This window comes from Inquilinus sp. CA228 (genome assembly GCF_052078665.1).
Classification (GTDB): Bacteria; Pseudomonadota; Alphaproteobacteria; order DSM-16000; family Inquilinaceae; genus Inquilinus.
Genome location: NZ_JBQJIK010000014.1, coordinates 34,298 through 56,186 on the forward strand (window position 1 = coordinate 34,298; position 21,889 = coordinate 56,186).

At 71.7% G+C, this 21,889-nt stretch carries 22 protein-coding genes; 15 read left to right on the forward strand and 7 right to left on the reverse strand.

The window, feature by feature from the left end:
- Positions 1 to 140 precede the first annotated feature (140 nt).
- Positions 141 to 782 (forward strand): hypothetical protein, encoded by a 642-nt coding sequence (locus ACTOWL_RS08945; protein ID WP_441320864.1) that lies wholly within the window; start codon positions 141 to 143, stop codon positions 780 to 782.
- Between the two features lie 202 nt (positions 783 to 984).
- Here ACTOWL_RS08945 and ACTOWL_RS08950 read toward each other — a convergent pair whose 3' ends face one another.
- Positions 985 to 3,066 (reverse strand): 3-hydroxyacyl-CoA dehydrogenase NAD-binding domain-containing protein, encoded by a 2,082-nt coding sequence (locus ACTOWL_RS08950; RefSeq protein ID WP_441320865.1) that lies wholly within the window; start codon positions 3,064 to 3,066, stop codon positions 985 to 987.
- Positions 3,067 to 3,184: 118 nt separating this feature from the next.
- Between ACTOWL_RS08950 and ACTOWL_RS08955 the strand changes: the two genes are divergently transcribed.
- A complete protein-coding gene (locus ACTOWL_RS08955) occupies positions 3,185 to 3,673 on the forward strand; it encodes a lytic transglycosylase domain-containing protein (RefSeq protein WP_441320866.1) in 489 nt (162 codons plus the stop codon).
- 54 nt (positions 3,674 to 3,727) lie between these two features.
- On the opposite strand, the gene ACTOWL_RS08960 is transcribed toward ACTOWL_RS08955, so the two are convergent.
- A complete protein-coding gene (locus tag ACTOWL_RS08960) occupies positions 3,728 to 4,459 on the reverse strand; it encodes an SIMPL domain-containing protein (protein WP_441320867.1) in 732 nt (243 codons plus the stop codon).
- 134 nt (positions 4,460 to 4,593) lie between these two features.
- Between ACTOWL_RS08960 and ACTOWL_RS08965 the strand changes: the two genes are divergently transcribed.
- Positions 4,594 to 7,869: a hypothetical protein gene (locus ACTOWL_RS08965; protein ID WP_441320868.1), complete on the forward strand. Its 3,276-nt coding sequence runs from the start codon at positions 4,594 to 4,596 to the stop codon at positions 7,867 to 7,869.
- A gap of 15 nt (positions 7,870 to 7,884) precedes the next feature.
- Here the strand turns inward: ACTOWL_RS08965 and ACTOWL_RS08970 are convergent, their stop codons facing one another.
- Entirely contained in the window at positions 7,885 to 8,136 is a 252-nt protein-coding gene (locus ACTOWL_RS08970) for a DUF1127 domain-containing protein (protein ID WP_441320869.1), read from the reverse strand.
- 202 nt (positions 8,137 to 8,338) lie between these two features.
- Here ACTOWL_RS08970 and ACTOWL_RS08975 point away from each other — a divergent pair, with 202 nt between their 5' ends.
- From ACTOWL_RS08975 to ACTOWL_RS08995, 5 genes are all read left to right on the forward strand, one after another.
- A complete protein-coding gene (locus tag ACTOWL_RS08975) occupies positions 8,339 to 8,890 on the forward strand; it encodes a methylated-DNA--[protein]-cysteine S-methyltransferase (protein ID WP_441320870.1) in 552 nt (183 codons plus the stop codon).
- 117 nt (positions 8,891 to 9,007) lie between these two features.
- A complete protein-coding gene (locus tag ACTOWL_RS08980; protein WP_441320871.1) occupies positions 9,008 to 9,631 on the forward strand; it encodes an SRPBCC domain-containing protein in 624 nt (207 codons plus the stop codon).
- 70 nt (positions 9,632 to 9,701) lie between these two features.
- Positions 9,702 to 10,352 (forward strand): glutathione S-transferase family protein, encoded by a 651-nt coding sequence (locus ACTOWL_RS08985; protein WP_441320872.1) that lies wholly within the window; start codon positions 9,702 to 9,704, stop codon positions 10,350 to 10,352.
- Positions 10,349 to 10,696, forward strand: coding sequence for a hypothetical protein (locus ACTOWL_RS08990; RefSeq protein ID WP_441320873.1), 348 nt, complete (start codon positions 10,349 to 10,351; stop codon positions 10,694 to 10,696). Before ACTOWL_RS08985 ends, ACTOWL_RS08990 begins: the two co-directional genes overlap by 4 nt.
- Positions 10,697 to 10,778: 82 nt before the next feature.
- The gene (locus tag ACTOWL_RS08995; RefSeq protein WP_441320937.1) at positions 10,779 to 11,219 is read left to right on the forward strand and encodes a GNAT family N-acetyltransferase; all 441 of its coding nucleotides are present in this window, start codon (positions 10,779 to 10,781) and stop codon (positions 11,217 to 11,219) included.
- A gap of 38 nt (positions 11,220 to 11,257) precedes the next feature.
- Here the strand turns inward: ACTOWL_RS08995 and ACTOWL_RS09000 are convergent, their stop codons facing one another.
- Together ACTOWL_RS09000 and ACTOWL_RS09005 are read right to left on the reverse strand one after the other, a co-directional pair.
- Complete coding sequence (locus ACTOWL_RS09000; protein WP_441320874.1) at positions 11,258 to 12,286, reverse strand: amino acid ABC transporter substrate-binding protein; 1,029 nt, start codon at positions 12,284 to 12,286, stop codon at positions 11,258 to 11,260.
- A gap of 113 nt (positions 12,287 to 12,399) precedes the next feature.
- The gene (locus tag ACTOWL_RS09005; protein WP_441320875.1) at positions 12,400 to 13,293 is read right to left on the reverse strand and encodes a LysR family transcriptional regulator; all 894 of its coding nucleotides are present in this window, start codon (positions 13,291 to 13,293) and stop codon (positions 12,400 to 12,402) included.
- Positions 13,294 to 13,470: 177 nt separating this feature from the next.
- On the opposite strand from ACTOWL_RS09005, the gene ACTOWL_RS09010 reads away from it, so the two are divergent.
- Both ACTOWL_RS09010 and ACTOWL_RS09015 read left to right on the forward strand, forming a co-directional pair.
- On the forward strand, positions 13,471 to 14,634 hold the full coding sequence (locus tag ACTOWL_RS09010) for a GSCFA domain-containing protein (RefSeq protein WP_441320876.1): 1,164 nt from the start codon (positions 13,471 to 13,473) through the stop codon (positions 14,632 to 14,634).
- Between the two features lie 111 nt (positions 14,635 to 14,745).
- Positions 14,746 to 15,930: an MFS transporter gene (locus ACTOWL_RS09015; RefSeq protein WP_441320877.1), complete on the forward strand. Its 1,185-nt coding sequence runs from the start codon at positions 14,746 to 14,748 to the stop codon at positions 15,928 to 15,930.
- A 43-nt stretch (positions 15,931 to 15,973) separates the two neighbouring features.
- Here ACTOWL_RS09015 and ACTOWL_RS09020 read toward each other — a convergent pair whose 3' ends face one another.
- Positions 15,974 to 17,215: a class I SAM-dependent methyltransferase gene (locus tag ACTOWL_RS09020; RefSeq protein ID WP_441320878.1), complete on the reverse strand. Its 1,242-nt coding sequence runs from the start codon at positions 17,213 to 17,215 to the stop codon at positions 15,974 to 15,976.
- 186 nt (positions 17,216 to 17,401) lie between these two features.
- Between ACTOWL_RS09020 and ACTOWL_RS09025 the strand changes: the two genes are divergently transcribed.
- The 5 genes from ACTOWL_RS09025 to panC all read left to right on the forward strand — a co-directional run bounded on the left by ACTOWL_RS09025 (position 17,402) and on the right by panC (position 21,548).
- The gene (locus tag ACTOWL_RS09025; RefSeq protein WP_441320879.1) at positions 17,402 to 17,686 is read left to right on the forward strand and encodes a GNAT family N-acetyltransferase; all 285 of its coding nucleotides are present in this window, start codon (positions 17,402 to 17,404) and stop codon (positions 17,684 to 17,686) included.
- A 58-nt stretch (positions 17,687 to 17,744) separates the two neighbouring features.
- The gene (locus tag ACTOWL_RS09030) at positions 17,745 to 19,163 is read left to right on the forward strand and encodes an amidase (protein ID WP_441320880.1); all 1,419 of its coding nucleotides are present in this window, start codon (positions 17,745 to 17,747) and stop codon (positions 19,161 to 19,163) included.
- A 103-nt stretch (positions 19,164 to 19,266) separates the two neighbouring features.
- A complete protein-coding gene (locus ACTOWL_RS09035) occupies positions 19,267 to 19,743 on the forward strand; it encodes a carboxymuconolactone decarboxylase family protein (protein WP_441320881.1) in 477 nt (158 codons plus the stop codon).
- A 144-nt stretch (positions 19,744 to 19,887) separates the two neighbouring features.
- Positions 19,888 to 20,712 (forward strand): 3-methyl-2-oxobutanoate hydroxymethyltransferase, encoded by an 825-nt coding sequence (panB, locus tag ACTOWL_RS09040; protein WP_441320882.1) that lies wholly within the window; start codon positions 19,888 to 19,890, stop codon positions 20,710 to 20,712.
- On the forward strand, positions 20,709 to 21,548 hold the full coding sequence (panC, locus tag ACTOWL_RS09045) for a pantoate--beta-alanine ligase (RefSeq protein WP_441320883.1): 840 nt from the start codon (positions 20,709 to 20,711) through the stop codon (positions 21,546 to 21,548). Before panB ends, panC begins: the two co-directional genes overlap by 4 nt.
- 3 nt (positions 21,549 to 21,551) lie before the next feature.
- Here the strand turns inward: panC and ACTOWL_RS09050 are convergent, their stop codons facing one another.
- Positions 21,552 to 21,767 carry a hypothetical protein gene (locus tag ACTOWL_RS09050; RefSeq protein WP_441320884.1) on the reverse strand — a complete coding sequence of 72 codons (216 nt, stop codon included), beginning with the start codon at positions 21,765 to 21,767 and terminating at the stop codon, positions 21,552 to 21,554.
- Positions 21,768 to 21,889: the final 122 nt, after the last annotated feature.

Sequence of the window (21,889 nt, forward strand, 5' to 3'; positions counted from 1 at the left end):
TGCACTGGGCCAAGTGTCCTTACGACGCGGCCATACTAATTTCTTCTATGGCAGAATTCAATCTCCTATAGAAGAAATCAATCTGGCCGCATCGCGTCGCAGGATGCCTTGGACCGCTGGTCACGTCTGCGATCTCGTTCATGCTACGTTCTATGGACAAGGCGCAGACCGATTCGGTTTCGGAAGCCCCGGCCACTCCCGCGGAGGAGCGGGCGGCGCGGCATCTGCGCATGCTCGCCCGGGCGGCGGACGTCCATATGGAGATCATCGAGGCCACCCGCACCGAAGCGGTGGAGGCGCCGCAGCCCGGCGTCGACTATGGCCAGCGGATCGCCGTGATCACGAAGTCGCTGCGGCTGACCCTGCTCCTAGAGCAGAAGTTCGCCGGGCAGCGCGACGAGCGGCGCAAGGCTGCGGCGAAGCGCGAGGCGGCCGAGGAGGACTGGCACGCGCTGCGGGTGAAGCTGGCGATGCTGGCGGCGGCCTACGAATCGTCCGAGGACCCCGAGGAGGTCCAGCGCCACGCCACCGAGGTGTGCGAGCGGGTGGAGCAGCCGGAGGTGGCGGAGCTGATCGAAGCCAGCCGGGCCGAGGTCGCGGTGGCGGCGTTGTGCCGGCGCTGGGACTTCCCGCCGAATGTGAAGCGCTGGCTCGAAATGGCCGACGTGGCCATGGAGAATCTGGGCTTCCTGCCGTCGGAGGACGGCGAGGACGATCCTGAGGATGCGCCCGCACCCCGCTCGGCCTCCGGCCGCAAGCCCAGGCCGCCCGACACCGGGTAAGGCAGGTCGGGTTCGCCCTGGGCGAACCCAACACCCGGCCGCCATCGCGGCCCCCGATCCAGTTGGGTTCGCTGTCGCGAACCCAACCTGCGAGAACCGGATTGTTTTTGCCTCTCCCGCCCCGCGGGGGGGGTCGGAGGCGCTTGTGCTTCCCCCATGGCGAGACGGCGAAGCCGCCGAAGCACCCATGCGGGACGCCTGCTCAACGTGCCGGCGCGGCCCAGCCGGCGAAGCCCTGGCCGGCATCGGCCAGGCGGTGCAGCAGCGGCGACGGGGCCAGGGCCGGCTCGCCGCGGGCGGCGGCGAAGGCCTCCAGCCGGGCCGCCACGATCTGCAGCCCGACCTGGTCGGCATGGAACATCGGGCCGCCGCGCCAGGCCGGCCAGCCATAGCCGTTCAGCCAGATCGTGTCGATGTCGCCGGGGCGGGCGGCGATGCCCTCCTCCAGGATCCGGGCGCCCTCATTGACCATCGGATAGACCAGCCGCTCGACGATCTCCTCGGCCGGGATCGCGCGCCGGGCGACGCCGAGCCTGGCCGAGACCTCCTCCAGCAGCGCCTCCACCTCCGGGTCGCGCACACCGCTGCGGGCGCCCTCGGGGTAGAGGTAGTAGCCGCGGCCCACCTTCTGGCCCAGGCGGCCGGCCTCGCACAGCGCGTCGGCCACCGGCGCGGTCTGACCCAGCGACTTGCGGTTGCGCCAGGCGATGTCCAGCCCGGCCAGGTCGCTGACCGCGAACGGCCCCATGCGAAAGCCGAAGCCGGTCAGGGCGGCGTCGACCTCGTGCGGCAACGCGCCCTCGATCAGCAGGCGCTCGGCCTCCTGGGTGCGGCGGGCGAGCATGCGGTTGCCGACGAAGCCGCGGCAGACCCCGACCACCACCGGCACCTTGCCCAGCCGCTTGCCCAGGTCCAGCGCCGTCGCCAGCACCTCCGGCGCGGTCGCCTTGCCGCGCACCACCTCCAGCAGGCGCATGACATTGGCCGGGCTGAAGAAGTGCAGCCCCACCACGTCGGCCGGGCGGGCGGTCGTGGCGGCGATCTGGTCGACGTCGAGATAGGAGGTGTTGGTGGCCAGGATCGTGCCCGGCCTGGCCACCCGGTCCAGCGTGCCGAAGATCTGCCGCTTGACGTCCATGTCCTCGAAGGCGGCCTCGACCACCAGGTCGGCGTCGGCCGCGGCCTCCAGCCCGACCCGGCCGGCCACCAGCGCCAGGCGCCGGGCCTGCTCTTCCGCCGACAGGCTGCCGCGCTGCACCGACGAGGCGTAGGTCTTGGCGATGCGGTCCAGGCCGCGGGCCAGCAGCTCCTCGCTGGTCTCGATCACGGTGACCGGGATGCCGGCATTGGCGAAGCACATGGCGATGCCGGCGCCCATGGTGCCGGCGCCGATCACCGCGGCCCGCTGGATCGGCCGCCGCACCGTGTCCTTGGCCAGCCCCGGCACGCGGGCGGTCTCGCGCTCGGCGAAGAAGGCGTAGCGCAGGGCCTTGGACCGGTCGTCGGCGACCAGGGCGACGAAGCGGGCGCGCTCCAGCGCCTGCCCGGCCTCGAACGGCTCGGTGAAGCTGGCGCGCACCGATTCGGCCAGGGCGGCGATGTTCGGCAGGTCGGGGCTGCGCTTCAGCGCCTCGGCCGCCGCCTGCTCGAAGGCCTCGCGGCCGCCCGGCTGCAGCTGCCGGTCGAGGTCGCGGCTCCGCCGCCGTGTGCCGGCCCCGGCCAGCTCCAGCGCCTTGGCCTTGGCTGCGGCCAGCAGGTCGCCCTCGGCCACGGCGTCGACGATGCCGAGCGCCAGCGCCTCGGCGGCGGAGACCGGGGCGCCGTCGGCCATCAGCTTGAACGCGGGGGCGGCGCCGATCAGCCGCGGCAGCCGCTGGGTGCCGCCGGCGCCGGGGATCAGCCCCAGCTTGACCTCGGGCAGGCCCAGCTTCGCCGCCGGGCCGGCGATGCGGGCGTGGCAGCCCAGCGCCACCTCCAGCCCGCCGCCCAGCGCCGCGCCGCCGATCGCCGCGACGAGCGGCTTGCGGACCGAATCGAGGGCGTCGATCACCTCGGGCAGGGACGGGGGCGCCGGCGGCTTGCCGAACTCGCTGATGTCGGCGCCGGCGATGAAGGTGCGGCCCTCGGCGGCGACGATGATGGCGCGGACCGCAGGGTCGGCATCGGCGCGGCGCACCGCCTCGGCCAGGCCGGCGCGGACGCCCGCGTCCAGCGCGTTCACCGGCGGGCTGGCGATGGTGACGACGGCGATCCCGTCCTCGACCACGGTGTGCACCTTCTCCATCGGTCTTCCCCGTTCAGCGGATCCCATCGGCATCACCTTCGGTATAGGCGATGTCATTGATCCGCAAGCCGGATGGTATAGGCTTCGGTTCCTTCCGACGGCGCAGCGGGCGGGGCCGATGGCTCGGCATGACGGGAAAACCAAGGGCGGGCGGCCGGCCGCGGCGGCGCTGACGGCGCTGGCCCTGCTGCTGCCGGGGCCGGCCTCGGCCGGCGACTGCATGGCCCGCGCCGCGCTGCAGGCCGGGGTGCCGACCGAGCTGATCCTGGCGATGTCCTATGTCGAGACGCGCTGGCGGCAGCAGGCGGTGAACGCGGCCAACAGCAACGGCACCGAGGATATCTGCATGATGCAGATCAACTCGATCCACTATCCCCGGCTGGCCGCGCTCGGCGTCACCCGCGAGGCGCTGCTGGCCGACCGCTGCGTCTGCCTGCTGGTCGGCGGCGAGATCCTGCGCGAGATGCGGGTCGCCACCGGCGGCGGCGACATCTGGTCCGCCGTCGCCGCCTACAATGCCGGGCCGGAGAACCTCGCGGTGGGCCGCCCCTATGCCGACCAGGTCCGCCGGGTCTACGAGGCGATCCACGTCATTCAAGGACAGTGACCGTTGAGACTGCAGCGCAGTCTCAACGGTCACTGGGGTGGCTCGACCGGTTCCTTACTGCGCGATCTCCCAGGTCACGTTGACCCGTGCGGTGAACTCGCTCTCGCCGGCCTCGACCGGGACGGCGGCGGCCTTCTCCATGGCGTAGGCGGCCATCATCGGGCGCGGCGGCTCGGCGCCCGGCTCGGCGATCGCCAGGATGCGGCCCAGCTTCACCCCGGCGGCCTTGGCGATCAACTCGGCCTTGCGCCGGGCGTCCGCCACCGCGGCCTCGCGCGCCTTGTCCAGCACCGGCGCCGGGTCGGCCAGACCGAAATCGACGCCGTCGATCTGGTTCGAGCCGGTGGCGACCGCGGTGTCCAGCACGGCGCCCAGCTTGGTCAGGTCGCGGATTCGGACCGTCACCTGGTTGCGCACCTCGTAGCCGTCGATATGCGGCGCCTCGCTCGACCCCTCCTTCGGCTGGGCGTAGCGCGGCTGCACCGAGAAGCCGCTGGTCTGCAGGTCGGCGGCCTGGATGCCGGCCGTCTTGAAGGCGTCGATCAGCGCGGCCATGGCCTTGCTGTTGGCGTCCACCGCCTCGCGCGCGGTCTTGCCCTCGCTGGTGACGCCGCTGGTCACGGTGGCCTGGTCGGGGGCGGCGCTGGCGCTGCCCTCGCCGGCCAGGGATAGGGTCTGGGCGGCAGCCTCGGCGGCCAGGGCCGGTGCCGTGGCGGCGATCGTGGCCGGCACCGCCACGGCGGCGAGCAGGGCGGCGGCGAGCAGGCTGGAGCGGAATCGGGTCATGGTCGGTCCCCGGATGGGTTGCGGTTGGGGCGGAGTAGAGGGACGAATTGCGACGCTGCCAAGGCAGGTATCGGGTCCCATAGGCATCGGCTCCGGGGCAGGGTAGAAGGGGAACCCGGACGGAGGGAACAACAATGACGGCCGACTTCATCCTGCCGCGCGACGCCGATCTCGGGCTGCGCCGGATCGCCAACCGCACCGGCCTCGCCGCCGCCCTGCTGCCGAACGGCACGATCTTCGCCCTGTCGCACCGGGTGGATGACAAGAGCGACCCGGTGCTGGTCAACCAGGTGCTGGGATCGCCGATCTCGGGTGGCATCGGCCGGGTGCTGCTGCGGCTCGACGGCGGCCGCGTGGTCGAGGCGGTCGGGCCGGCGGCGCGGCTCGAGGTCGGGGTCGGGCCGGACCGGTTCGTCTGGGCCGGCGAGGCCGAGGGCCTGTCGCATCGCGCCACGCTGTGGCTGGCGCCGGAGGTCAATCTCTGGCTGTGGCGGGTCGAGGTCGAGAACAAGGGCTCGGCGGCGGCCGAGGTCGCGGCGGTGCTGCTGCAGGATATCGGCCTCGGCAGCCGCGGCTTCCTGATGAACAACGAAGCCTATGGCTCACAATACACCGACCACCATGTCGCCCGGCATCCCAAGCTGGGCCCGGTGGTGATGAGCCGCCAGGCCCTGGCCCAGGGCGGCCGGTTTCCCTGGGTGGCGCATGGCTGCCTGGAGGGCGCTGCGGGCTTCGCCACCGATGCGGCACAGAGCTTCGGCCCCGGCTTCCGCGACCGCGCCGAGGTGACGGGCAACCTGCCAAGCGAGCGGCTGCAGCACGAGGTCGCCTGCCCGGCCATCGCTTCAAGCACCGCGACGCTGGCGCCCGGCGCCAAGGCGTCCTGGCGCTTCTTCGGCCTGTTCGTGCCCGACCACAAGGCGGCGTCGGCGGATGAAGACCTGGCCGTGGTCGACCAGGCGCTGCAGGCCGCCGAGGCGTTCCGCCCGGCCGAGGTGGCGCTGGAGACCCCTGTGCGCGGCCTGCTGCAGGATGCGCCGCCGCTGGTCGCCGAGGATCTCGACACCGCCGCGCTCGACCGGCTGTGGCCGGCCCGGCGGCTGGAGGAGCGGCGGGACGGCGAGTTGCAATCCTTCTTCGCCGATGAGGGCGACCTGAACCGCCATGTCGTGCTGCGGGCCAAGGAGCGCGACCTGCGCCGCCGCCACGGCGCGCTGCTGCGCTCCGGCGCGGCGCTGCTGCCGACGGACGGGCTGCTCTGCGCCACGGTCTGGGCGCATGGCGTCTTCGCCGCCCAGCTGACTGTCGGCAACACCTCGTTCCACAAGCTGTTCTCGGTCTCGCGCGACCCCTACAACATCACCCGCGCCTCCGGCCTGCGCATCCTGGTGGATGCGGGAGAAGGCGCGGGCCGCACGGCCTGGCGCCTGCTGTCGGTGCCCTCGGCCTTCGAGATGGGGCTGGCGGAGGCCCGCTGGATCTACCGCTTCGGCGGCCGAACCACGACCGTTCGCGCCGCCGTCTCCGGCGCCGACACGGCGATGCAGTGGCAGGTGGAGGTCGAAGGCGCGCCCTGCCGCTTCCTCGTCCTCGGCCATCTCGTGCTCGGCGAGCGCGAGCTGGAGCAGGCCGGGCGGGTTTCGATCGACGCCGCCGGCAAGCGCATCGCCTTCCGCCCCGACCCGGACTGGCTGTGGGGCCAGCGCTATCCCGACTCGATCTACCACCTGGTCACTTCGACCCCTGAAGCGATCGAGGCGGTCGGCGGCGACGAGCTGCTCTATGCCGACGGGCAGGGCCGTGGCGGCGGGTACATCGCGCTGCGCACCGGCCCAGTTGCCGGCTTTGGCTTCGCCGTCACCGGGTCGCTGACCGATCCCGCCGCGGCCGCCCCCCTGGCCGACCGCTATGCCGCCGGCGTGTCCTTCGAGGAGATGCTGGGCTCGGCCAACGCCCATTGGGCGGAGGTGACGCGCGGCCTGCGCGTCACCGGCGGCGGGTCGGAGGGCGCGGCGCTGGACGCCGCCTTCCCCTGGCTGGCGCATGACGCGATGATCCACCTGACCGTGCCGCACGGGCTGGAGCAGTACACCGGCGGCGCCTGGGGCACCCGCGACGTCTGCCAGGGCGCGCTGGAGTTCCTGCTGGCGCTGGAGCACGACGCCGCGGCGAAGGAGGTGCTGCGCACGGTCTTCGCCCAGCAATACGAAGGCCGGGGCGACTGGCCGCAATGGTTCATGCTCGAGCCCTATGCGCCGATCCAGGACCGCCACGCCCATGGCGACGTCATCGTCTGGCCGCTGAAGGCGCTGTGCGACTACATCGAGGCCACCGGCGACATGGCCTTCCTGGACGAGCCGCTGGCCTGGCGCAACGAGCAGGATTTTTCCCGCACCGAGCGGCGGGATCCGGTCTCGGCCCATATCGACCGCATCGTCGCGGTGGTGCAGGAGCGCTTCATCCCCGGCACCCGGCTGCTGCGCTACGGCGAGGGCGACTGGAACGATTCGCTGCAGCCGGTCGACCCGCATCTGCGCGACTGGATGGTCAGCGCCTGGACTGTCGCCCTGCTGACCCAGCAGCTCAACCGCTGGGCCGGGGTGCTGGACCATGCCGGCCAGGCCGCCAAGGCGCGCGAGATCGAGGCCCTGGCCGGGTCGATGCATTGGGACCTGCAGCGCCACCTGGTGCGCGACGGCGTGCTGGCCGGCTATGCCGTGTTCAACCCCGACGGCACGGTGGCCGAGCTGCTGCTGCACCCGGACGACACCCGCACCGGCCTGCACTATTCGCTGTTGCCGATGAAGCGGGCGCTGATCGCCGGGCTGTTCGCCGGCGAGGCGGTCGAGCGCCATCTCGAGCTGATCCGCGAGCACCTGACCTTCCCGGACGGCATCCGGCTGATGGACCGGCCGGTGACCTATCGCGGCGGGGTCGAGACCCTGTTCCGCCGGGCCGAATCCGCCGCCTTCTTCGGCCGCGAGATCGGGCTGATGTACACCCACGCCCATCTCCGCGCCGGCGAGGCGATGGCGGCGCATGGCGAGGCGGATGCGGCGTGGCGGATCCTGCTGCAGGCCAGCCCGGTGGCGTCGACCGAGGTGGTGCCGAACGCGACGCCGCGCCAGCGCAACGCCTATTTCAGCTCCAGCGACGCCGCCTTCGCCGACCGCTATGCGGCCGGTGCCGACTGGGCCCTGGTGCAGCAGGGGGCGATCGCCGCCGATGGCGGCTGGCGGGTCTATTCCAGCGGGCCGGGCCTGACCACCAACCTGATGCTGTGCCACGTCTTCGGCCTGCGCCGCAGCTTCGGCGAGCGGATCACCGACCCGCTGCTGCCCTCCGGCCATCCGGACCTGGCGGTGGAGCTGGTGCGGGGCGGCGAGCGGCGGCGCTACGGCCGGCCGTGAGCGGGCGGGGCGGCGTCAGCCGCCCTCCGCGTCGCCGATGTGGTGGAACTGACGGGGGCCGGCGCGGCGCAGGCCGATGTCCTTCAGCTCGTGGTCGGTCATCTGCTCCAGATGCCGCTGGTCGCGCCGCAGGCGGTTGTGTTCGGTCAGGCGCCGCCAAAGTCCTGCGAACGGAGCGGACAGGCGCCGGAAGGGCGACCGGCGGCAGAGCGAAAAACCGGTCTTGCTGTGAAACGGATAGCTCAGCTGTGCGACAGGAATGCTCATGATCCTTACCTCTGGGGTCTGTGGGACGAGTGTGGTCGCGACCCCTTTCTTGGGAGCATCACTGTCGCCGGCCTGCGTTGCACGACGGTTTCGGAATGCCGGGATTCCGACTACTCCTGAAATTGACTTGGCTCCTATTGCCGGGGCGAGTAGCCGCAAGATTCAGGTTGCCGGCGCCGGCCCCGCCGGGCCTGATGCGGCGATGATCTTCGCCGACCCCATCCCGCCGATCACCGCCGGCCGGGTCGACACGCCGCTCGGCCCGATGCTGGCCCTGGTGGATGCGACGGGCGCCCTGGTCGGCCTGGATTTCGAGGGCGCCGACGGCACCCCGACCTTCAGCCAGCGCCGCCTGGCCCGGGAGGGGCTGCAGACCGGGCCGGCCGATCCCGTCGCCCTTCGCCCGATCGCGCATCAGTTGACCGAATACTTCGCCGGCCGGCGCCGGGTGTTCGATCTGCCCATGGCGCCCTTCGGCACGCCGTTCCAGCGCCGGGTCTGGGCGGCGCTCTGCGATATCCCCTGCGGCATCGCCCTGACCTATCGCGATCTGGCGCAGCGCCTCGATCGGCCGCAGGCGGCCCGTGCCGTCGGCGCCGCCAACGGCGCCAACCCGATCTCGGTGGTGGTGCCCTGCCACCGCCTGGTCGGCAGCGACGGCACGCTGACCGCGTATGGCGGCGGCCTGCACCGCAAGGCGGCCCTGCTGGAGCTGGAAGGCGCCCGGCCGCCGGCCCTGTCGCTGGCGGTCTGAGTCCTCACGCCGCCCGGCCGGCCACGTGGCGGACGCCCAAGCTGGCCGCCTTCCGCGCCTGGCTTGCCGAGCAGGTGCGCGGGGGCGAGGATGGATCGGCTGAACCGGGGGAGAGACATGACCGGCGGCAGGAACGAGCCGGGCGACACGGCGGTGGCGACCGCGACCGGCAAGGACCCGGCGGAATGGCAGGCGCTGCTCGACGCCGCCGGCGCCTGCGACTGGCCGCATCCGCGCATCGTCGCCTGGCTGCGCGAGACCCATGGCCTGTCCGGCTGGTGGGGCCAGTCGGTCACCGTCGGCTATGAGCGGGCGATCGGCCGCCGCGCCCTGGGCCAGACCGCCGGGGCCGGGTTCCAGGTCGGCGTCAGCCGGACCCTGGTGGCGCCGGCGGAGACCGTCTGGCGCCTGCTGCTGTCGCCGGAAGGCCGCGCCCTGTGGCTCGGCACGGCGGAGCCGGCGCAGCTGGCGCCGGGCGTCGCCTACCAGGAGCCGGACGGCGTCTCGGGCGAGATCCGCGTGGTCAAGCCGGGCGACCGGCTGCGCCTGACCCGGCAACGGCCGGGCGACGCGGCGCCCTCGACCGTACAGATCGCGCTGCAGCCTGGAGACGCGAAGACCGTGATAACCTTCCATCATGAGAAGCTGCCGGATGCCGCCGCGCGCGAGGCGATGCGGGCGCATTGGCGCGGCGTCGCCGACCGTTTCGCCACGCTGGTCGGGCAGGCGAAGCCGGGCTGAAGCCCTCTCGCTTCACACTCCGCATCTGTGGTTCACTGCCGCCACGACGACATTCCTCGGGGGAGGACCCATGACCACGCCGCGCTTCATCCTGCACCACGCGCCGCGCTCCCGCTCCAGCCGCATCCTGTGGCTGCTGGAGGAGACGGGCGTGCCCTTCGAGGTCGCCCAGCACGATTTCGCCAAGGCGACGCACAAGGACCCCGCCTATCTCGCCATCAACCCGGCGGGCAAGGTGCCGGCGCTGATCGACCTAGGCCCGGCCGGGGACTGGTCGCCCCCGGCGGTGGTGACCGAGAGCGCCGCGATCTGCGCCTATGTCGCCGACACCCTGCCCGAGGCCGGCCTGGCGCCGCCGGTCGGCTCGCGCGAGCGCGCGGCCTACACCAACTGGATCGGCTACTGCCCCTCGGTGCTCGAGCCGGCGCTGTCCGATTCGGTGTTCCCGCGCAGGGAGGAGCCGCCGGCCAGCACGCTCGGCTGGTGCTCCTTCCCCGAGGCGCTGCGGCGGGTCGAGACCGCGCTGCAGGCCGGCGGACCCTATCTGCTCGGCGCCCGCTTCAGCGCCGCCGACGTGCTGATCGGGTCGCTGCTGCAATGGCTGCACGGCTGGGGCAAGCTGCCGGAGAATCCGACCCTGGCGGCCTATCTCGCCACGCTGGCCACCCGCCCCGCGGTGCAGCGCGCCCAGGCCCGGGACGCGGCGCAGACCGCGGCATGAGGGTCCGGTTCCTCGCCGCGGCCGGGGCCGTCGCCGCCGCGCTGCTCTCCGTTGCCGGCCCCGCCCGGGCTCAGGCCGCCCATCCCTGTGCCGCCGACGCCGTCGCCCACGCCCGCACGCTGCTGGCGTTCCATTTCGGCGAGGACACCGAGCTGTCGGTCGACGACACCGCGAAGACCGTGGGCACGGTCAAGGCCTTGCGGGGCGAGGGCCGCTTCGACGTGCTCGAAGTCTGGGGCTTCATCTACAAGGCCGAGTACCGGATGCATTTCCTCTACGCCCAGATCCCCGACACCTGCGCGCTGATGGGGCAGGAAATCCTGGAGGCCAGCGATCCCTACTGACGCCATCCGGCCCGCCGTCGCGGCCGACGCGCCGGCCATCGCCGCGCTGCATGTCGCGGTCTGGCGCGACACCTATCGCGACCTGGCGCCGCCCGAGGCCGCGGCCGCGCTCGACGTCGCCCGCCGCCAGGCCCGCTGGGAGGCGACCCTGGCCGATCCGGCGCAGATCGCCCTCGTCGCCGAGATCGACGGCGCCCTGGCCGGCTTCGGCTTGGCCGGGCCGCCCGGCGACCCCGCCTTCGACGGCCGCGGCGAGGTCAAGTACCTCTATGTCGGCCGCGGCTTCGCCCGCCGCGGCCTCGGCCGACGGCTGCTCGCCGCGCTGGCGGCGGCGCTGGCCGAACGGGGCTATGCGGCGCTCGGCCTCGGCGTGGTGGTCGGCAACGGCCCGGCGATCGCCTTCTACGAAGCCCAGGGCGGCCGCCGCGCCGGCGGCTACACCGATCCCGGCCCGCTCTGGCGCTCGCACAACCTGCTCTATGCCTGGGACGACCTCGCGGCGCTGGCGGCGCGGGGAGGATAGGCCGCGAGGCGAAGCGCGCTTCACCCCGCGGCCCGTGGTCAGCGGATCGGGAGGGCGTATTGCAGCCCGCCCTGGCTCCACAGCGCGTTCTCGCCGCGCGGCAGGCCCAGCGGGGTCTTCAGGCCGAGGTTGCGCTCGTAGACCTCGCCGTAATTGCCGACCTGCTTGATCGCGTCATGGGCCCAGCTCTCCGGCAGGCCGAGCGCCTCGCCCATGCCCGGGGTCTTGCCCAGCAGGCGCTGCAGCGTCGGATCGGGCGAGTCGGCAAAGCTGTCGACGTTCAGGCTGGTGACGCCGCTCTCCTCCGCCTGGACCATGGCGCTGAACACCCATCGGGTAACGTTGGCCCACTGGTCGTCGCCCTGGCGCACGGCGATCGACAGCGGCTCCTTCGAGATGATCTCCGGCAGGATCACGTAGTCGTCCGGCTTCGGCGCCTTGGCGGCGCGGGTGCCGGCCAGGCCCGAGGCGTCGCTGGTGTAGGCGTCGCAGCGGCCGGCGAAGAAGGCGGCCTCCGCATCCTCCAGCTTCTCGATCACGACCGGCTTGAAGTCGATCTTGTTGGCGCGCGCCCAGTCGGTCAGGTTCAGCTCGCTGGTGCTGCCCGGCAGGATGCAGATGGTGGCGCCGTTGAGGTCCTTGGCGCCGGAGACGCCGAGCGACTTCGGCACCAGGAAGCCCTGGCCGTCGTAGAAATAGGTGGCGGTGAAGGTGATGCCCAGCTTGGTGTTGCGGGTCAGCGTCCAGGTGGCGGCGCGGATCAGCAGGTCGATCTGGCCGGATTGCAGCGCGGTGAAGCGCGTCTCCGATGTCAGCGGCGTGTACTTGACCTTCTCGGCGTCGCCGAACACGGCGGCGGCCATGGCGCGGCAGGTGTCGACGTCGAAGCCGGTCCAGTGGCCCTGGCTGTCCGGCAGGGCGAAGCCGGCCAAGCCGGTGTTGACACCGCATTCCACGAAGCCGCGCTGCTTGATGGCGTCGAGGGTCGCGCCGGCCTGGGCCGAGCCGGCGAAGCCGAACGCGACGGCGGCCGCACCGCAGGCGGCCAGAAGATGACGGATCTGCATGAAACCTCTCGTTCCCGCCACCGCGCAGGCGACGCCGATGCGTTCGGGGCGACGGCGGGGTTATAGGAAGAATTCGTTGCAGATCCATGACCGAACCCGCCATCGGCACGGTCTCAGTCGAAGCGCAACCGCTCGACCAGGAAGTCGATGAAGGCGCGCACCCGGGCCGGCATGGTGCCGCGGCCCAGGAACAGGGCGTGGATCTCCTCCATCTCGCGCGGGTCGTAGTCCGGCAGCAGCTCGACCAGCCGGCCGGCGGTGAGGTCGTGCCTGACGTGGTAGAGGGCGGTGCGGCCGATCCCGATTCCGGCCAGCACCGCCTGGCGCAGGGTCTCGCCGTTGTTGACCACCAGGGGCCCGGTCACCTGCATCGGCTTCGGGCCGTCCGGCCCGGCCAGGATCCAGTCGGTGAAGCTGCGCCGGTAGTTGAAGGTCAGGCAGTCGTGCCCGGCCAGGTCCGCCGGGGTGCGCGGCACGCCGCGCCGCTCGAGATAGGCAGGCGCGGCGATCAGGATCCGGCGGCTGACGCCCAGTTTGCGGGCCTGCAGGCTGCTGTCGCGCAGCGGCCCGTGGCGGATGGCGACGTCGGTGCGTTCGGCCAGGATGTCGACGACCTCGTCGGTCAGGCTGACATCCAGGGTCACCGCCGGGAAGCGGGCGCGGAACTCGGGCAGCAGCGGCACCACGCAATGGGTGCCGAACGGGATCGAGGCGCTGATCCTGAGCCGCCCGCGCGGCGCCGAGGCGCCGGAGATGCCGGCCTCGGCCTCGGCGATGTCGGCCAGGATCCGGCTGGCCTGGTCGTAGAACAGGTCGCCCTCGGGCGTCGGCCTCAGGCTGCGGGTGGAGCGGGCCAGCAGGCGTACCCCCAGCCGGTCCTCCAGCCGGCCGATCAGCTTGGCGACGGCCGACGGCGTCAGGCCGAGGCGGCGGGCGGCGGCGGAGAAGCTGCCTTCCTCCACCACCCGCACGAAGACTTCCATTTCACCGGAACGGTTGATGTCCATGGGCGGTTCTCGGCTGGGGCGCGGCGGCTCGGTTCACGAAATCTTGAGATTCAAGGTTCGGGCCATCGAGGGTGGATTCGGAAACGACGTCCTGTCATGCTGCGGTGCATCAAAGCTGGTTTCGAGGTGTTGGTCGGCCCGTACGGATTGGCCTGTGAGCAGCAAGGGGGATCTTCCATGTCCAGAATCCTGATCGAGCAGGACGGCGTGCAGCGCAAGGCCAGCGCGACGTTCTTCCGCGGCGAGACGACGAACTTCTACCCGAGCGACAAATCGCTCGATCGCGCCGGCGTCGTCGTCGATTACTTCGCCAAGGGCTGGATGCCGGCGGAGCGGTTCGTGACCCGGGGCACGCCGATCGTCGCCTTCGGCTCCTGCTTCGCCGAGAACATCAGCCGATACCTGCACAAGGCCGGCTTCAACGTCCTGACCAAGCGCGACAACCTCGCCTATGTCTCGAGCATGGGCGACGGCATGGTCAACACCTTCGCCATCCGCCAGCAGTTCGAATGGGCCTGGCTGGGCAAGACGCCGCAGGCCGAGCTGTGGCACGGCTACGACGCATCCCAGTTCGGCTATGACGAGGCTATCCGGCTGCGCACCAAGGCGCTGTTCGACGAGGCGGAGCTGTTCGTCATCACTCTCGGCCTGTCCGAGGTGTGGTACGACGAGCCGACCGGCGAGGTGTTCTGGCGGGCGGTGCCGAAGGACAAATACGACCCGGCGCGGCACAAGTTCCGGGTCACCAGCCATGCCGAGAACCTGGAGAACCTGCAGGCGATCCATGCGCTGATCCGCGGTTTCCGGCCGGATGCGGCGGTGCTGTTCACTGTGTCGCCGATCCCGCTGACCGCGACCTTCCGGCCGGTGACCTGCCTGTCGGCCAATGCGGTGTCGAAGGCGATCCTGCGGGCGGCGATGGACGAGTTCTTCCGCCGCAATGCGCCGGACGACCCGCGGCTGTTCTATTTCCCGAGCTACGACATCGTCATGCACGGCTTCAGCCACCAGTGGCGGGACGACCGGCGGCACGTCTATTCGCATGTGCTCGACTTCAACATGAAGGTGTTCGAGCGCTACTATTGCCGGACCGCGATGGACGACGAGGCGCTGCTGGCCTCGTTCCGCTACGCCCAGCGCCAGGACCGGCTGATCGGCCAGCTCGGCCACGCCGCGGTGGCGCTGCACGAGGCCGAGACGGCGGATGAGCGCAAGGCGGCCCGGCTGGCGGCGGCGAAGCGGAAGCGCGAGCTGGAGCGGGCGAAGATCCGCGAGGAGCGGCGGCAGCAGCGCATCGCGGCGCGCCGTGCGGTCCAGGGGGCGGCGATCGCGGCGGAGTAGGAGGTTCGACACCTTGGAAGCCACGTCACAACTGATTGGCTTCCCCGAAGCATAATCCAAGCCGGGCGCGGCGACCATCTAGCGATGAGCTTTCATCGCCAGGTGGCCGTCATGCCCGTTGCCCTCTATGCCCTCGCGGTCGGTGCCTTCGGCATCGGCATCACCGAATTCGTGATCATGGGCCTGCTGATGGAGGTCGGGACCGATCTCGGCGTCTCGATCTCCACCGCCGGCCTCCTGATCAGCGGCTATGCGCTCGGCGTCGTCGCCGGCGCGCCGATCCTGACCACCCTGACCGGCCGGATGCCGCGCAAGACCGTGCTGCTGGGGCTGATGGTGATCTTCACCATCGGCAACCTGGCCTGTGCGGTGGCGCCCGACTACACCACGCTGATGGCGGCGCGGGTGCTGACCGCCTTCGCCCACGGCACCTTCTTCGGCGTCGGCTCGGTGGTCGCCACCGGCCTGGTGCCGGCGCAGAAGCGGGCCTCGGCCATCGCCATCATGTTCACCGGCCTGACCGTCGCCAACATCCTGGGCGTGCCCTTCGGCACCTGGCTGGGCCAGGGCTTCGGCTGGCGCGCAACCTTCTGGGCCGTGACCGCGGTCGGCCTCGTCGCCCTCGCCGTGATTGCCGTCGCCGTACCGAAGGACAAGGCGCCGGCCGAGGTGTCGGACTGGCGGCAGGACCTGAAGGTGCTGGCGCGCCGCCCGGTGCTGCTGGGCCTGCTGACCACCGTGCTGGGCTTCGCCGCCGTCTTCGCCGTCTTCACCTACATCGCGCCGATCCTGACCCAGATCACCGGCGTGTCGGAGCAGGCGGTGTCCCCGATCCTGCTGGTGTTCGGCGGCGGGCTGGTGGTCGGCAACCTGCTCGGCGGCAGATTCGCCGACCGCTGGCTGGTGCCGACGGTGCTGGGCAGCATGCTGGCCCTGGCCGTGGTGCTGGGGCTGATGACCTTCGCCGTGCACAGCACCGTCCTGGCCGTGGTCTTCGTCGGCCTGCTCGGCGCCGCCGGCTTCGCCACCGTCGCGCCGCTGCAGATGTGGGTGATGGAGAAGGCGGAAGGCGCCGGCCAGAGCCTGGCCTCCAGCTTCAACATCGCCGCCTTCAACCTCGGCAACGCGCTGGGCGCCTGGCTCGGCGGCCAGGTGATCGAGCACGGGCCCGGCCTCGGCGCGGTGCCCTGGGTGGCGGCGCTGGTGCCCCTGGTCGGCGTCGCGGTGGCCACGCTCAGCCTGCGGCTCGACCGCCGCGCCCCGGCCCTGGTCCCCGCCGCGGACTGCGCCTCCTGATCCAGCAAGACGGCCCGCCCATCCCCGGCGGGCCGTTTTCGTCTCAGCCCGTGGCCCGGCTCGGCTCGGGCACGCTGTCACCGGTGTCGGTCTGGGCCATCTGCCGTTCGCGCTCGACCATGTAGTCGCGGGTGATCGGCACGGTGTCGATGCGCTTGGCGAATTGCAGTTGGAAGATCACGGTGGTGCGGTAGCGGAAGCCGACCTCGCACAGGGCCAGGTAGAACTCCCACATCCGGCAGAAGCGCTCGTCGTAGAGCTTCGCCGCATCGGCCCGGCGCGCCATGAAGCGCTCGCGCCAGTGCCGCAGCGTCTCGGCATAGTGGATGCGCAGCACCTCGACATCGGTGACATACAGGCCGTGGCGCTCCGCCATCGTCGCCAGCTCCGACAGGGTCGGCAGGTCGGCGCCCGGGAAGATGTATTTGCGGATGAACGGGTTGATCGGGCCCGGCGTGTCGGAATAGCCGATGCTGTGGATCAGGGCGACGCCGTCATCGGCCAGCAGGCCGTGCAGCTTGGCGAAGAACTCGGCGTAGTTGCGCTTGCCGACATGCTCGAACATGCCGACCGAGACGATGCGCTGATAGGGCCCGGCCTCCTGCCGATAGTCGCGCAGGTGGAACTGCGCCCGGTCCGCCAGCCCGGCGGCGGCCGCCCGCGCCGTGCTCAGCTTGTGCTGCTCGGTGCTCAGGGTCACGCCGGTGACGTCTGCCCCGGCCTCGCGGGCGAGGTAGAGGCCCAAGCCCCCCCAGCCGGAGCCGATGTCCAGCGTCTTCAGGCCCGGCCGGTCGAACAGCAGCTTGGCGGCGATGTGCCGCTTCTTGTTCAGCTGTGCCGTCTCCAGGCTGTCCCCGGGGGTGGCGAAATAGGCGCAGGAATACTGGCGGTCGGTGTCGAGGAACAGGTCGTACAACTGGGCCGACAGGTCGTAGTGATGGGCGACGTTGCGCTGCGCCTTGCCGACCGGATTGGTCTGCTTCAGCCCGCGGGTCAACCGCTCGATCAGCGCCAGCCAGGAATTGCGGTCGACTTTGAAGTTCCGCGCCAGCAGCGCCAGGAAGTCGTAGAGCGAACCTTCCTCGATCGCCAGCTGGCCGTCCATATAGGCCTCGCCCAGCGCCAGGCCGGGGTTCAGAGCGAGGGTGTAGGCCAGCCGACGCGATTTCAGCCGGATCACCGCCCGGGGCGGCGAGTCGTCGCCGATCTTGTGGGTAACGCCGGCGGCATCGATCACCCGCAGGCTGCCGGTCCGGACGATCGATTTCAGAAGTGCGATGAACATCCTGCCCAATCTCACATTGATCCGTCGCCGCCTGGCGCGGGTCGGGCACAGCCGAGAACCCGGATGCCGGGGCGATTCCCCTGTCCAAGCGCAAAGTAGGATCATGCCTCGGATCGTTTGTGTACCCTTTTTGTTGCAGCGGGCCGCCGGGCCATACTGCCGGCAGCGAATCCGAAGGAGAGACCCATGGCCGAGGTGGCCGACAATCCGGCGCTGAGCCGGTACGAGATGGTGGTCGATGGCGTCACCGCCTTCGTCGCCTATCGCCGCGACGGCGACGTGGTCGCGCTGACCCACACCGAGGTGCCGAAGGCGCTGTCCGGCCGCGGCGTCGGCACCGCCCTGGCGCGCGGCACGCTGGACCGGATCCGCGCCGCCGGGCTGACGATCCGGCCGCTGTGCCCGTTCATCGCCGCCTTCATCGAGCGCCATCCCGACGACGCGGATCTGGTGGCCGCCGATCGCGGTTGACGCTGTCCGTCGCGGCCCCGCAGATTTGCCCGACAAGAATCCGGAGCAAGAGGCGGTCATGGCGGAGCTGTGCGATCTCGAGGCGGTGGAGCTGCGGCGCCTGATCGGGGCGGGGGAGGTCTCGCCGGTCGATCTGGTCGAGAGCTGCATCGCCCGGATCGAGGCGGCCGACCCGGCGGTCAACGCCATCACCGCCAAGGCCTATGACCGGGCCCGGGCCGAGGCGCGGGCGGCCGAGGCGGCGGTGCGCCGCGGCGACGCGCTGGGGCCGCTGCACGGGCTGCCGATCGGGGTCAAAGATCTCAGCGAGACTGAGGGGCTGCTGACCGCCTATGGCTCGCCGCTGTTCGCCGACAACGTGCCGGCGGCGGATGAGCGGGTGGTGGCGGTGCTGCGCCAGGCCGGGGCGATCGTGCTGGCCAAGACCAACACGCCGGAATTCGGCGCCGGGGCCAACACCCGCAACGAGGTGTTCGGCCCGACCCGCAACCCCTTCGATCACGACCTGACCTGTGCCGGCTCCTCCGGCGGCTCGGCGGTGGCGCTGGCCTGCGGCATGGTTCCGCTCGCCACCGGCTCCGACCTCGCCGGCAGCCTGCGCACCCCGGCCGCCTATTGCGGCATCGTCGGCTTCCGCCCGACGCCGGGGCTGATCCCGACCGAGACCCGCGGCCATGGCTGGTCGCCGCTGTCGGTCGACGGGCCGATGGCGCGGACCGTGGCCGACGCGGCGCTGATGCTCTCGGCGATGGTCGGCCACGACCCGCGTGACCCGCTGTCGCTCGGCGTCGAGGGCGAGCCCTTCCGCGCGCTAAATCCGGTCGAACTCGGCGGCCTGACCGTCGCCTTCACCGAGGATCTCGGCTTCGCCCCGGTCGACAGCCGCGTCCGCCGGACCTTCCGCGCCGCCCGCCAGGCGCTGGAGCCGGCGGTCGGCCGCAGCGTCGATTTCGCCGTCGACATGGGCGGGGTGGACGAGGCCTTCGCCACGCTGCGCGCCGTCGGCTTCGTCGCCGGCCATCGCGAGAAGGTCGAGGCGACACCGGACAAGGTCGGGCCGAACGTCACCGCCAATGTCGCCGCCGGGCTCAAGCTCGGCCTGGCCGACGTGGCCAGCGCGCTGACGGTGCAGACCCGGGTGGTGCGCGACGCCGACGCCTTCCTGTCCGGGGTCGATGTGGTGATCTGCCCGGTGGCCGGGCACCCGCCCTTCCCGTGGCAGGACTGGTACCCGGCCACGATCGACGGCGCCGCCCTGTCCAGCTACTTCCACTGGCTGGCGCTGGCCTACGGCCCGACCCTGGCCGGGCTGCCCTCGGTGGCGCTGCCCTTCGGCCGCGACGAGGCCGGCCTGCCCTTCGGCCTGCAGATCATCGGCCGCCGCCGCGGCGACCACGCGGTGCTGTCCGCCGCCCGCGCGATCGAGGCCTGGGCAAAGGAAAACGGCTTCGGCCGGGCGATCCCGATGGCGGCCTGACGATTTTTCGGTCGGGCCCGTCACATCCGCGAACGCCATCTCGTCTTGATGTCGAGACCGCCCGATGGGCGGTTCCGATCTCATGATGAGGAAGCTTTCGACCATGTCCGCTCGTCTCAACTACGCCGTCGTCGCCCCCGGTGCCATCAAGGCCCAGTACGGCGTGCACACCTATCTCGAAGGCTGCGGCCTGCCGATGACCCTGCAGGAGCTGATCTTCCTGCGCGTCTCGCAGATCAACGGCTGCGCCTATTGCCTCGACATGCATGCCAAGGCGCTGCGCCAGGCCGGCGAGGGCCAGCAGCGGCTGGACGCCGTCGCCGGCTGGCGCGAGGCGCATGGCCTGTTCAGCCCGCGCGAGCAGGCGGCGCTGGCCTGGGCCGAGGCGCTGACCCTGGTTTCCGACACCCGGCAGGTGCCGGACGCGATCTATGAGGCGGTGAAGGCGCAGTTCGAGGATCGCGAGCTGGTCGACCTGACGCTGGCCGTGTGCTCGATCAACAGCTGGAACCGCCTGGCCGTGGGCTTCGCCAAGGGGCCGCAGCCGGACGCGGAGAGCAAGAAGGCGGCCGCGGCCTGACGTTCCGGCCGATCTGTAGGCTCCGGCGGGCGGCTTCGGCCGCCCGTCGTTTTCCACGCCGTGACATCCGGCTTGCCTCAACGGATTTTGCACTGCAGCATCCCGGTCGGGACGACAGATCCCGAAGACTGGGAGTGCACCGAGGTGAGCGTTTCCGCCGCGATCCGGCGCATCACGATCCCGCAGCTCCGCGCCCGCAAGGGGCAGGAGCCGATCGTGGTGCTGACCGCCTACACCACGCCGGTGGCCCGGCTGCTGGACCCGCATGTCGACGCGCTGCTGGTCGGCGACAGCCTGGGCATGGTGGTGCACGGGCTGGACAGCACGGTCGGCGTGACGCTCGAGATGATGGCGTTGCACACTGCCGCCGTCCGCCGCGGCTCGGTCCGGGCCGCGATCATCGCCGACCTGCCCTTCGGCAGCTACCAGGCCTCGCCGCGCGACGCCTTCGCCGCCTCCGCCCGGCTGATGGCCGAGGGCGCCTCCGCCGTGAAGCTGGAGGGCGGCGAGGAGATGGCGGAGACGGTGGCCTTCCTCACCGCCCGCGGCATCCCGGTGATGGGCCATGTCGGCCTGCTGCCGCAATCGGTCAACATGCTGGGCGGCTACAATGCCCGCGGCCGGTCGGCGGAGGAGGCGGCGCGCATCCTCGCGGCAGCCAAGGCGATGGCCGCGGCCGGCGCCTTCTCGCTGGTGATCGAGGGCACGGTCGAGCCGCTGGCCCGCCGGATCACGGAGGAGGTGCCGATCCCGACCATCGGCATCGGCGCCTCGGTGGCCTGCGACGGCCAGGTGCTGGTGACCGACGACCTGCTCGGCCTGACCGGCGCCGCCACGCCGCGCTTCGTCCGCCGCTACGCCGACCTGGAGGCGGCGATCACCGAGGCGGCGACGGGGTTCGCCGCCGATGTCCGCGCCCGGCGCTTCCCGGGCCCCGAGCATGTCTTCGCCGAAAAGAAGCCGTCATGACCGATCCCGCCAATCCCGTGATCGCCCGGACCGCGGCCGAGCTGCGCACTGCCGTGGCCGGCTGGCGCCGGGCCGGCGACCGCATCGGCCTGGTGCCGACCATGGGCGCGCTGCACCAGGGCCATCTCGAGCTGGCCGCCGCCCTGCGGAAGGCCGGGGCGAACCGGGTGCTGTTCAGCATCTTCGTCAACCCGGCCCAGTTCGGGCCGAAGGAGGATTTCAGCCGCTATCCACGGCGCGAGGCCGAGGATCTGGCCAAGCTGGAATCGACCGGCGCCGACCTGGCCTATCTGCCGACGGTCGCGGAGATCTATCCGGAGGGCTTCGCCTTCTCGATCGTGCCCAGCGGCCCGATCGTCGCCGATCTCGAGGCGGCGGTGCGGCCCGGCCATTTCGCCGGGGTGGCGACGGTGGTGGCGAAGCTGCTGATCCAGGCGGCGCCCGACCTCGCCGCCTTCGGCGAGAAGGATTTCCAGCAGCTGCTGCTGGTGCGCCGGCTGGTGCGCGATTTGGACCTGCCCTGCGAGATCCTGGGCGTGCCGACGGTGCGCGACCGCGACGGCCTGGCCCTGTCGTCGCGCAACGCCTATCTCGGCGAGGCGCAGCTGGCGGTGGCGCGGCGGCTGAACCGGATCATGGCCGAGATCGCCGCCGACCCGGCGCTGCTGGCCGCGGGGCCGGACCGGCTGCGCGACGCCGGCTTCGACGCGGTCGACTATCTGGTGCTGCGCGACGCCGAGACGCTGGCCGAGCCGGCGCCCGGCCGGCCGCGACGGCTGATCGCCGCGGTCCGGCTCGGCGCCACGCGCCTGCTCGACAACCTGCCGGTTGTGTAACGCTTATTGCGCCGGCGCCGGCTGCGTCTGGTCCTGCTGGCCGGTCAGCGAGGAGGGCGGGGACGACAGCGGCCGGCGCTGGATCGACTCGACCGGAACCGCGGGCGGCGCCGGCTCACCCTGCATGATCGGGCGGTCGATCGGCACGGTGTTGTCGCCGCCGCAGGCGGCCAGGGTCAGGAGGGACAGGCTGGCGGCTGCCAGGATCAGACGGGTCATGGGCATCCTCGGTCGTTCCATGGGGCGCGCACTCTAGCCAGACCGGCCGGCAGAGGCGAGTGGCCACGCTGCCGCGCGATTGCGGCAGAAATCGGCAAGCCAAAACGACAAACGCCGCGGAC